Raw genomic sequence first — 10704 nt, 5'->3', positions numbered from 1 at the left:
TGATAACCGTGATGATAGAACTTCATCAGTGTATGATAATCCGTTTCCGTACGGCTGACCTCCTGCCTTTCGGGGCGGATGGAAAGGACTGTCCCTTCCGCTTCCTTTTCGTGGATAAAGTCCAGCGTGGCATTATAATTTTCGTGACGCTGCAGCATGGCTTCCTGCAGGGCAGGATATTTTCTGCCGCTCAGTTTGGCGATCAGCTTCGTCCCCTTGGAAAGCTGCATCCGAAATTCCTTCCTTCTGGTCTCGATCACGACCACCTTATCACAGCCTTTTTCGAAAGCACGCTGAACAGGAATGGAATCGGCCACGCCGCCGTCGGCACAGGGCACCCCTTCCACCTCCACCACGGCAGACATGCCGGGCAGGGCGCAGGAAGCCTTGCCGATCTGCATCAGGTATTCCCTGTCATGGTTCCGATCGGTAAAATAAAGGGCTTCCCCCGTCAGGCAGTTGGTGGATGCAAATTCCCTTTCTGTGGGGTTATCGAAATATTCTTCATAATGGAAGGGGAAATAACGATTGGGATATTCCCGGAAGGACCAGTCCAGATCAAAATAATGCCCCGTTTTCAACAGGGTCTTCATACCGAAATACCGCAGTTTTTTATCCGTCAGGATGATGCTGTCGCGGCCACGCCCCCTCTGCCCTGCCAGAAAATTCATAGCATTGCAGGCACCGGCAGATGTGCCGATGACATAATCAAAGGTGATCCCCTGCTCCAGCAGAAAATCGATGGCGCCGGATGTGAACACACCGCGGTTGGCACCGCCTTCCAAAACCAGACCGATCTTCATGGCATTTCCTCCTTTTCTTCAAAAAAGTACCGTCGGGATCTCTCCCAACGGTACGATTATAGCATTTCATTCTGTTTTACGCAATCAGTCGTGCAGATGCAGGGCTCTTTCTCTTGCCAGTTCTTCTGCATGGGCCTTTGCGTTTTTCACAATGCGTTTTGCCGCTTTTCTTGCGTTCGCTTTTCGTTTTCTGTCGTTCATCCACATATACAGAACGGGGATGAATACCAGTGTTACCACTGTGGAAAGGGTCAGTCCGAAGATAACGCCGATGGCCAGTGCCTGCATCATTTCAGAACCTTCGCTGGTAGCCAGTGCCATAGGCACCATACCCAGAATCGTTGTCAGCGTTGTCATCAGGATAGGACGCAGACGACGGGGGCCTGCAGAGGTCAGGGCATCATAACAGTTCATGCCGCGTTCCATCAGCTGGTTTGTATAGTCAACCAGTACGATACCGTTATTTACTACCATACCAACCAGCATAACGAAGCCCATCATGGCAGGCATCGTGATGGTATTGCCTGTGATCAGCAGACCGAAGATGGCACCGGTGATGGCCAGTGGCATGGAGAACATAACGATGAAAGGATAACGCAGGGACTCGAACTGAGACGCCATGATCATATATACCAAGAGGACAGCAACAACCATTGCCAGCAGCAGTTTATATGCTGTTTCCATCATCATTTCTGTCATACCGCCGAATTCATAATGGCAGCCTTCCGCCAGTTCAAAACCGGTCATAGCTTCTTCCACCAGTTTCTGCGCTTCGCCGCCGGAAAGACCTTCCGCATCGGCATTGATGGTAATATAGTTTTTCTGGTTTTCACGGGTGATCATAGTGGATGTTTCACCCATAGACAGGGTTGCGATATCGCCCAGAGGTACCTGTGTGCCCATGGCAGATGTCACTGTCAGGTTATTCAGATCTGTCAGATAATTCATCTGTTCTGTATCATAACGCAGTACTACGTCGATTTCTGTACCGTCTACCTTATATTCTGTTGCAGTGGAGCCGGAAATGGCTGTTGCCAGCGCACTTGCGACGGAAGATGTTGTAATGCCGTACTGAGATGCTTTGCCGCGGTCGATGGTCAGCATAGCGGAAGGAACGGTTTCCCCAACGGAGCCTTTTACATTGGACAGGCCGGGGTATTCTTCCAGATATGCCACCAGATCTTTTTCCACACCGATCAGTGTCTGGTTATCATAACCGTAAACATTCAGTGTGACGTCACTGGAGCTGCCCATGGAACCCATAGCCGAGGAGGATGCGGATACTTCGATCTCTGCACCGGGGATATCGGCAAGCAGATCTTTGATTTCTTCGCAGACTTCATCGGTGGAACGGTCACGGTCATCCTTTTCCACCAGATTTACGGTGATGGAGGAGGAGTTTGTGCCGGCACTCATCTGGCTGGTACCAACGGATGCATAAATCATATCCACTTCGGGGATATCCTGCAGGCGATAGAGTACTTCCAGTGTCAGTTCTTCTGTGGCATCCAGTTCTGTACCATTGGGCAGAGTAACCGTTACGTCGGCAGTCCCCTGGTCCATGGAAGCCATAAAGTCCATACCTGCCAGAGGGATACAGCCCAGAGACAGCACAAATACCAGCAGAACAGTCACGATGGTTTTCTTTCTGTGGTTCAGCGCCCATTTCAGACCTGTTTCATATTTTCTGGACAGCATATCGATGGCTGCTTCCCAATGATCCAGGAAAGCCAGGAACTTGATATTTTTCCAGTAGATGGTCTTTGTTTCTTTTTTCATCAGCAGCGCGCATGCCATAGGTACGAAGGTCAGCGCAACTACTACAGAAGCAACCAGCGCATACACGATGGTCAGGGAAAGGTTAGACATCATAGCACCGGTAGTACCGCCTGCCATCATCAGGGGAACGAATACGGCTACGGTGGTCAGTGTGGAGGCGGTGATGGCCATGGATACTTCTTTCGCACCATATTCCGCCGCTTCTGCCGCGGTATAGCCTCTTTCATAATAGCCGTAGATACTATCCAGTACTACGACGGAGTTATCTACCAGCATACCGATACCGATGGCCACACCACCCATGGAGATCATGTTCATATTGATCCCGGTCAGATACATCATACCAAAAGTAGCCATGATAGATGTGGGGATGGAAACGGCGATGATACCGGAGGTCACTGCATTTTTCAGGAACAGGAACAGCACGAAGAAAGCGATGACCGCTGCCAGGAAGGCTGTTTCTGTGATATTTGCCAGGGACATTTCAATATATTCCGCTGTATCTGTCAGCATGAAGATTTCCAGTTCGGGATAGTCTTCCTGCAGTTCCTTGATTTCTTTTTTCAGTTCATTGGAAACCTTAACCAGGTTGGCTGTGGACTGTTTATCAATGGAAATCGTGATCCCTCGCTGACCATTGATGTAGGAGAAACCTTTTCTGTCGGCTTCCACTTCTTCCACGCGGGCAACGTCACTCAAATGGACAATGGCGCCTGTGGATGTGGGGATGGGCAGGTTCTGGATCTCCTGCAGAGATTTGAATTCACCGATGGTACGGATAGATACAGAAGTGTTGCCCTGAGACAGGGAGCCGGAAGGCAGGTTCATGTTTTCCGCCTTCATAATATTGGAAATGGTTGTAGGTGTTAGGCCATAGCCTGCCAGTTTAGCAGGGTCGATGGTTACACGGATCTCACGGGTGATACCGCCGTTCAGATCAACGGAGGCAACGCCTTCGATACGTTCCAGTCTGCTCACCACGTTATCTTCCAGCATTTCGTGGAGGGAGTTCAGATCCAGATTTTCCGCTCTGACCCCCAGAGAGATGGGCTGGGCATTGATATCCATTTTTACTACCATGGGCTCCTGGGCACCATCAGGCAGTGTTTTTTCGATCTGATCCAGTTTATCTCGCATATCCACGGCAGCCATGTCGATATCTGTACCGTCTACAAACTGCAGCAGTACCATGGACATATTTTCCGCGGAATAGGAAGTAATGGTATCCACGTTTGCAATGGAACCCATCCCTTCTTCCATGGGCTTGGAGATCAGGTTTTCAATTTCTTCGGGGGATGCGCCCACGTAAGTTGTAGCAACAACGGCAATGGGCAGATCCATATCGGGCATCATGGCCTGATCCAGATTAAAATAGGACAGGATCCCTGCGATAAACACCATCAGGGTGACCATGATAGTCGTTACGGGTTTTCGGATACAAAGTTTGGAGAACATGCAATTATTCCCCCTTTACTTCTTTTTTGTCTTTTTCTTTTGCATCTGCTTTCGCTGTGCCTTCTGCGCTGACTACATTCACTTCTTCGCCGTCGGAAATGTATGTCTGGCCTTTTGTCACAACGTCATCGCCTTTTTTCAGACCTTTTGTGATTTCGATGGTATCTGCGGCTTCGATGCCCAGTTCAACCATGACTTTTTTCGCTTTGCCGTCTTTTACAACATATACGTATGTTTCATCTTCTTTTGTGATGACAGCGTTACGAGGCAGTACGATGGTATCTTCTGCTTTTTCTGCTGTGAAGTTTACTTCTGCCATCATGCCGGATTTGATCAGACCCTTGCTGTTATCCAGTTCGATCTTAACGGTATACATCCCTGTCTGGCCTGCTGCAGGGGATACAGTGGAAACGACCCCTTCCAGAGGCAGTTCGGAAACGGCTGTCATCGTCACATCTACTTTATCGCCGATCTTAATGGTATTCAGCACCTGTTCGGAAACGCCTACTTCCACTTTGATGGTAGACAGATCCATGACTACATAGGCAGGGCTTGCGGAGGAAGCAAAACCGCCGATTTCCACGTTTCTCTGGGTAACCACGCCGGTCAGAGGAGAAGTTACCGCACAGTCAGAGATATTCTTTTTCAGTGTATCCAGCTGCACCTGTGTGGAAGCCAGCTGGGCTTCTGCTGCTTCGTAAGCATATTTGATCTGGTCAAATTCTGCTTTGGAGATGATTTCTTCATCAAAGAGCAGTTTGTTATTTTCGTATGTATTTTTCGCGTTGTCTCTTGCCAGTTTTGCTACGTTATAGCCGGCTTCTGCGCCGCGCAGGCTGTTGTTCAGGTCTGTGGTATCCACTGTGAAAAGAACAGCACCCTGATGAACTTCATCGCCCACATCAAAATTGAAATCTGTTACCTTGCCGGGAACCGTAGGAACGATATTTACCTGTCTGGAGGCTGCTGCCTTACCTGTGTAAGCAAACTGGCTGGCAATTTCGCCTTCCCCTGCTGTCATCACTTCTACAGAGCGGGCTGTTTTTTCTTCTTCTGCTGTTTCCTTGCCGCAGGCTGTGCCCAGTGCCATGCACATCGCCAGAGCGATCAGTAATTTTTTCTTCATTCTTTCCATCCTCCTGTATTAAATAATTCCTGTAATTCCTTCACTTTTGTGTAGAAAAGAGTTCGTTTTTCCTCATCCATTTCATCAAAAGCCTCCGAGGCATTTTCCACCATGGTTTCTCTGATACTTTCCACGGCTTCCCTGCCCTTTTTGGTCAGGTTGATATAGACCTTTCTGCCGTCATCCGCCCCTCTGGCCGCACTTTTCTGCACAAAGCCGCCATGCTGCAGTTTGGAGATCATCAAAGAAAGGCTGCCCTTACTGATAAACATTTCCGCTGCCAGCTGAGAAACCGTATCCAGCACCGGGTTGGCATACAAAAAGCCCAGCACTTCGACCTGATGGCTGGTCAGTCCCATTTCATCCAGTTTCTGCAAAAGGACTGTTTTTGTCGTATATTTTTTATTCCAATGGGCTATATCTGTCGCCAGATCCAGCATTTTCAAAACGACTTCTCTGCCTGTGATATCCTGCATCTCAACACTCCTTTTTTCCCAAAAACAAGTACAAAATCATCATAGTATCACATATGAATTGATTTTATATTAAAACTAAATCCAAGTCAATTGTTTTTACTGTAAAACGATTTAAAATACTGGATTTTTGGGAATCCTTGTGCTAAGATGTTCTACAATGCCTGAGAAACGGCATAGAAAAAACTATACAAGATCTATGACAGGAGGAGAAATCTTATGGATTTTCGCATCATGAGCGACAGTTCCTGCGATATTTCCGCAGAGCAGGAAAAAATATACGACATCCGTCTGATTCCATATTATGTTTCCTTTGACGGAGAAACCTATCGAAAAGACCGCACAGAGGTCACAGCTGAGGCCTTTTATCAGGAAATGGTAGACAAGCCCGATGTATACCCCAAAACTTCCATGCCTACCCAGGTAGATTTTTACGAAGCTTTTCTGCCCTACGCCAAAAACGGTGAAAAAATCATTTATCTGAACCTGACCAGCAAATTCAGCAGTTCCTTCCAGAGCGCCAATCTGGCAGCAGAAGGACTGATGGAAGAATACCCCGACTGTAAGATCGCTGTGATCGACAGCTTTTCCGCAACAGTACAGGAAGGGCTTCTGGTTACGGAAGCGGCAAGAATGGCACAGGCCGGCCTTTCCTTTGAAGAAACCGTGGAAAGACTGGAAGAACTGAAGATGACCAGCCGTATTTTCTTTACCACCGGCGACCTGAGTTATCTGCAGAAAGGCGGACGCATCGGCAAGGTGCTGACACAGGCAGCATCCATGCTGAAGATCAAGCCCATCATCCATCTGTACGAAGGGGAACTGCAGGCAGCCGGCATTGCCCGCGCCAGAAAAAAATCCATCCGTAAATTTCTGGACGATGCCAAAGCGTTTTTCGCAGATAAAAACATCAACGATTACCGCATCTGTACCGGCAAAGGCCACGATCAGGAAGAATATGATGCCTTCCACAAAGAAGTGGAAGAAGAAATGAAGGCGCTGGGTTTTACAGGGGAAGTGGAAAGCTATCAGATCGGCTGCACCATTGGCGTACACACCGGCCCTACCCCCATCGGCATTGCCTGTATCAGAAAATTTGACGCATAATGTCTTTTTTCCAAAAAAATTTTGAAACATCCCCGCAGATCCGGCGGCTGGATGTTTTTTTATTTTTGCAGGGTTTTCAATACCATATATAAAAGGAAGAAAAACGTTCTGAACAGGTTTTTTTTCCTATCTCTTTTCCTTTTTCTCTGATCCTTGCTTTCTGACGATCTGTTTTCATAACATCACAAAATTTGAAACCAACTCCCACACATTTCTCTACGATTCGTGATTCTATTTGCCCATGTCCGCTCTGCCCCACCCAAGGTCTTCCGACTCTATCCTCTATGGAAATCTGCATAACCTCCACTCTTTTTCCTTTTTTATATATTGTATACGTTCCCCGCCAAGCGTTTCATTTTGCAAAATTGTAATCCACTTGTAAAGACACAAATGATGACATTTTAACAAAGATGTTGTAAAATAAACATAATGGAAACAACTGGAACAAGGAAAGGGTGAAAACGGGCATGGAAAAATATGACGCTGCGTTTTCCGATATGGAAAATCGGTTGATCGATGAAGCAAGAAGGATCCCACCCCGCATGGATCTGATCGAAAGCTACCTGCAGGCCGGCGCGGATTTGAATAAAACCGGTACCGAACGAAATGTATTCCTGACCATTCTGGAATATTACGGTGAATATGTGGACGAAAACGGAGAGGTAAAGGAAACAGGGAAATATCTTCCGGAACTGCTGGAACTGTTTTTCCGTTTTGGCGTAGATGTAAAAGCAAAAAATGAGGATGAAATGAGTGCAGCATGGTGTTTCGTATGGCCCACCGCCATGGATGAACACATGCTGCGGGCGGCGGAACTACTGCTGCAGCACGGCATGAAGGTCAATGCACGCTATCAGAACGAAACCCCTCTGGATTATCTGGAGGAGTCCCTGAAACGGGCAAGAGCCACCAACGACTGGGATGAACTGGACAGTTTCCGCGAAAAATATCGGGCGTTGCTGATCTGCTACGGCGGTGTGCCCCGCTACAGCGGCTACTGCGGCTGGATCGCCGAAGACGTGCCGGAAAAAGAACGTCCTCTGCTCTGGAGCGACCAGAGCCATCGGGCAAAACTCAACCGAAATTACCGCTTTATCTACAACGAAGCCGAAAAGAACTTCGATCTGGTGGACACAAAAACAGATAAGCTGATCGGTACTTTTTATGCAAAAAAGTGAATACAGAAAAAAACCACCTTGTATGGAATTCAGAACTATGTTATAATATTTCAATAGTTTCGTATCCAGACGATAGGAAGGGATGATACCAATGAGAATGAAATTTTTTGCAGTATTGATAATGCTCACGCTGGCACTGACTGCTTGTGGCGGTGATGATTATATTACTGTTTATAACGATGTAAATACAGTAGAAGGTGTTACACTGACACTGAAGGAAGAAACACTGAAAAACTCTAAAGCAACATTTGTGATCACAAATGATTCTGCAGAAGATGTTCTCTTTGACCCTGTTGAATTCCATCTGGAAGAAAAAAATAAAGAAGGTGTTTGGGAAGAAAATATCGGTACCAGAGTTTCCGAATGGAAGCGCGACAAAACCGAAACCATCCCCGCCGGCACAGCCATTGAAAGAGAAGTTGACTGGAAAGGTCTGTGCGGCAGCATTGGCAGCGGCGAACACCGCGTGATCCTGATCGTAAACGATCAGCCCATTGCCTGCGAATTTGAAAAATAAGTATGAAATGAGGACTAAGAGCGCTTTTCTTAGTCCTTTTTGATTCAGAAAATTATTTTTTTCAGAAAAAACGGAACCTCCTGTTTTTTTGTACGTCAAAAAAAACAAAACCGTGGTAATCAGAAAGGAGTTTTGCACATGAAAAAATGGAAAAAATTCGCAGCTGTTCTGGCTGCAGCAATGACATTATCTCTGGGGATGGCAAGCATGGCCTATGCCGCAGAAGGCCAGATCAACGTAAACGGCACCGGCGTTGTCATGGCTGACCCCGACACGGCAAAGATCAGCCTGAGCGTGGAAACCATGGGCAAAACATCAGAAGCCGCCCAGAAGGAAAATAACCAGATCATCCAGAAAGTAACAAAATCCATGCTGAGCATGGGGGTTGCCAAAGAAGATATCGTAACGACCTATACCTCTGTATACCCCCAGTATAACTATAACGACGAAACAGGCCAGCGTGCCGTTCTGGGCTATCGCTCCTATACAGATCTGCAGGTAACGACCAAAGATATCGACAACACAGGCAAATATATCGATGCTGCCCTGAAGGCAGGGGCAACAGGCACCAATGGGGTAGATTTCTCCGTGGCTGACCAGAGCCTCTATTACGGTCAGGCTCTGCAGGCGGCAGTGAAAAATGCAGAAAGATCCGCCCAGTCCATCGCCCAGGCCTATGGCAGACCGCTGGGTGCGGTACAGAGCGTTACAGAAAATTCCAGAAATGCTTATTATGTGGAAACAGCCAATATGTCCAAAATGATGGCTAAGGAAGATGCTGTAGCAGATGCCGGCAGCGGTACTACCATCAGCTATGGCAAAATCCAGATCACCGCAAATATCGCTGTAACTTATGGATTTTAAGACCTTGGGGGTTTCACCCCCAATTCCCCCAGCAGGAGTCCAGCCCCTGCACCCGAATGAAAAAGGATGTCCCCAAGGACATCCTTTTTTAACATCATAAACGAAGGGTTCGGGAAACGGTAGTTTCCTGAATGGAACCCGCAGAGGGGGCTTTGCCCACTCGAGGAGAACAGGCAGTTTCAAGGCTTTTAGCCGCTGGAACTGATCTGTTCAAACCTACAGTCACACGAAAAAAGCTTGAAGGCGTGCCAGATGGCACGCCTGAGATTTTTTCGTAATGATGCGGCAGCATCATTTCTCATAAGGTCTTGTCTTTCTGCTGCCTTCTCCGTATTCTTCCAGAGACTTGATGCAGTCATTTTCATCCCATTCTACGATATATACACCATCCATCCAGCGGTCTGTACCGGATTTGGTCAGGGCTTCCATTTTGAATCTGACTACAGTCTTATTATTATCCATGTGCAGGAAATCCTTTGCATAGAAGGCTTCCATCACATTATTTTTATGCCAGTCTTCAAACCATGCCTTGATCTCATCCTTACCGAAATACTGATAGCCCCAGCATTCTGTATATTCCACATCGTCGGCAAAAATAGCAGCCATAGGAGTGATATCTTCCCCTACCCACATTTCAAACCAGACTTTGATCTTTTCTTCTCTCTGACGCAACATAAAACGCACCCCCTAAATTTGTTTCCTCATTATGCACATTTGTGCTTGGTAGATTTATTTTACCATAAAAAAAGATATCCGACAAGGATAGAAAAATGCACCTCATCTGCTATATTGTTGCTTTTGCCACTCCCTTTGCCCAGATAAATGTGTTATACTAAGGGCAAATAGAAGAGAGTAACCAAGGAGGAGATATTATGTATGAAGAACTGAACAGACTCCCTCTGATCGGAGATAAAGCCCCGGCCTTTACTGCGCTGACAACCAACGGCACTGTAAACTTCCCCGCGGATTATGCAGGCAAATGGGTCCTTTTCTTTTCCCATCCTTCGGACTTTACCCCCGTCTGCACCACAGAATTTATGACAATGGCTTCCATGAAGGATGAATTCAAAGCGATGAATGTGGAACTGTTGGGTCTGTCCGTAGATTCCCTCTATTCCCACATTGCGTGGATCCGCAAAATCGAAGAACTGGAATGGAAGGGCATGAAAAATATTAAGATCGATTTCCCTGTCATTGCAGACCTGAATACCAAGGTTTCTACCCTGTACGGCATGCTGCAGCCCAATGTTTCCAGCACACAGGCAGTGCGTGCGGTATTCATCATCGACCCTGAAGGCATCATCCGTTCTGTCGTTTATTATCCCCTGACCACAGGGCGAAATTTTGACGAGATCAAACGCATGATCCAGGCACTGCAGAAATCCGACGAAACACACAACTC

The 10704-nt window shown here is 47.2% G+C and carries 10 protein-coding genes; 5 read left to right on the top strand and 5 right to left on the bottom strand.

Features of this window, described 5'->3' with window-relative positions; translation table 11 throughout:
• From ACJMLT_RS06075 to ACJMLT_RS06060, 4 genes are all read right to left on the bottom strand, one after another.
• Positions 1 to 803 (bottom strand): patatin-like phospholipase family protein (locus ACJMLT_RS06075; protein WP_405728101.1); only part of this gene is annotated, 803 nt, incomplete at its 3' end.
• Positions 804 to 887: 84 nt separating this feature from the next.
• Positions 888 to 4037 carry an efflux RND transporter permease subunit gene (locus tag ACJMLT_RS06070; protein ID WP_405728098.1) on the bottom strand — a complete coding sequence of 1050 codons (3150 nt, stop codon included), beginning with the start codon at positions 4035 to 4037 and terminating at the stop codon, positions 888 to 890.
• 4 nt (positions 4038 to 4041) lie between these two features.
• Positions 4042 to 5163, bottom strand: a complete 1122-nt coding sequence (locus ACJMLT_RS06065) for an efflux RND transporter periplasmic adaptor subunit (RefSeq protein ID WP_405728095.1) — start codon at positions 5161 to 5163, stop codon at positions 4042 to 4044.
• Positions 5160 to 5639 (bottom strand): MarR family winged helix-turn-helix transcriptional regulator, encoded by a 480-nt coding sequence (locus ACJMLT_RS06060; RefSeq protein WP_405728092.1) that lies wholly within the window; start codon positions 5637 to 5639, stop codon positions 5160 to 5162. The genes ACJMLT_RS06065 and ACJMLT_RS06060 overlap by 4 nt, the downstream gene beginning before the upstream one ends.
• A gap of 216 nt (positions 5640 to 5855) precedes the next feature.
• Between ACJMLT_RS06060 and ACJMLT_RS06055 the strand changes: the two genes are divergently transcribed.
• The 4 genes from ACJMLT_RS06055 to ACJMLT_RS06040 all read left to right on the top strand — a co-directional run bounded on the left by ACJMLT_RS06055 (position 5856) and on the right by ACJMLT_RS06040 (position 9302).
• Positions 5856 to 6743, top strand: a complete 888-nt coding sequence (locus ACJMLT_RS06055; RefSeq protein ID WP_405728089.1) for a DegV family protein — start codon at positions 5856 to 5858, stop codon at positions 6741 to 6743.
• A 467-nt stretch (positions 6744 to 7210) separates the two neighbouring features.
• Positions 7211 to 7921, top strand: a complete 711-nt coding sequence (locus ACJMLT_RS06050) for a hypothetical protein (protein ID WP_405728086.1) — start codon at positions 7211 to 7213, stop codon at positions 7919 to 7921.
• Between the two features lie 91 nt (positions 7922 to 8012).
• On the top strand, positions 8013 to 8438 hold the full coding sequence (locus ACJMLT_RS06045; protein ID WP_405728083.1) for an immunoglobulin-like domain-containing protein: 426 nt from the start codon (positions 8013 to 8015) through the stop codon (positions 8436 to 8438).
• Positions 8439 to 8576: 138 nt separating this feature from the next.
• Entirely contained in the window at positions 8577 to 9302 is a 726-nt protein-coding gene (locus ACJMLT_RS06040; RefSeq protein WP_405728080.1) for an SIMPL domain-containing protein, read from the top strand.
• Positions 9303 to 9593: 291 nt separating this feature from the next.
• On the opposite strand, the gene ACJMLT_RS06035 is transcribed toward ACJMLT_RS06040, so the two are convergent.
• The gene (locus tag ACJMLT_RS06035) at positions 9594 to 9977 is read right to left on the bottom strand and encodes a nuclear transport factor 2 family protein (RefSeq protein WP_405728077.1); all 384 of its coding nucleotides are present in this window, start codon (positions 9975 to 9977) and stop codon (positions 9594 to 9596) included.
• Positions 9978 to 10174: 197 nt separating this feature from the next.
• Here ACJMLT_RS06035 and ACJMLT_RS06030 point away from each other — a divergent pair.
• Positions 10175 to 10704, top strand: a 530-nt coding sequence (locus tag ACJMLT_RS06030) for a peroxiredoxin (protein ID WP_405728074.1), incomplete at its 3' end; no start/stop codon positions are given.

It is taken from the genome of Anaerotignum sp., assembly GCF_045122575.1.
Classification (GTDB): Bacteria; Bacillota; Clostridia; order Lachnospirales; family Anaerotignaceae; genus Anaerotignum_A.
Note: the sequence above shows the minus strand (reverse complement) of the source record. Positions and strands in the feature narration are given on the sequence as shown.

Excerpts from the sequence above, each read along its gene's own strand:
- ACJMLT_RS06070 (WP_405728098.1), bottom strand. The coding sequence starts at position 4,037 with ATGTTCTCCAAACTTTGTATCCGAAAACCCGTAACGACTATCATGGTC.
- ACJMLT_RS06065 (WP_405728095.1), bottom strand. The coding sequence starts at position 5,163 with ATGAAGAAAAAATTACTGATCGCTCTGGCGATGTGCATGGCACTGGGC.
- ACJMLT_RS06060 (WP_405728092.1), bottom strand. The coding sequence starts at position 5,639 with ATGCAGGATATCACAGGCAGAGAAGTCGTTTTGAAAATGCTGGATCTG.
- ACJMLT_RS06055 (WP_405728089.1), top strand. The coding sequence starts at position 5,856 with ATGGATTTTCGCATCATGAGCGACAGTTCCTGCGATATTTCCGCAGAG.
- ACJMLT_RS06050 (WP_405728086.1), top strand. The coding sequence starts at position 7,211 with ATGGAAAAATATGACGCTGCGTTTTCCGATATGGAAAATCGGTTGATC.
- ACJMLT_RS06045 (WP_405728083.1), top strand. The coding sequence starts at position 8,013 with ATGAGAATGAAATTTTTTGCAGTATTGATAATGCTCACGCTGGCACTG.
- ACJMLT_RS06040 (WP_405728080.1), top strand. The coding sequence starts at position 8,577 with ATGAAAAAATGGAAAAAATTCGCAGCTGTTCTGGCTGCAGCAATGACA.
- ACJMLT_RS06035 (WP_405728077.1), bottom strand. The coding sequence starts at position 9,977 with ATGTTGCGTCAGAGAGAAGAAAAGATCAAAGTCTGGTTTGAAATGTGG.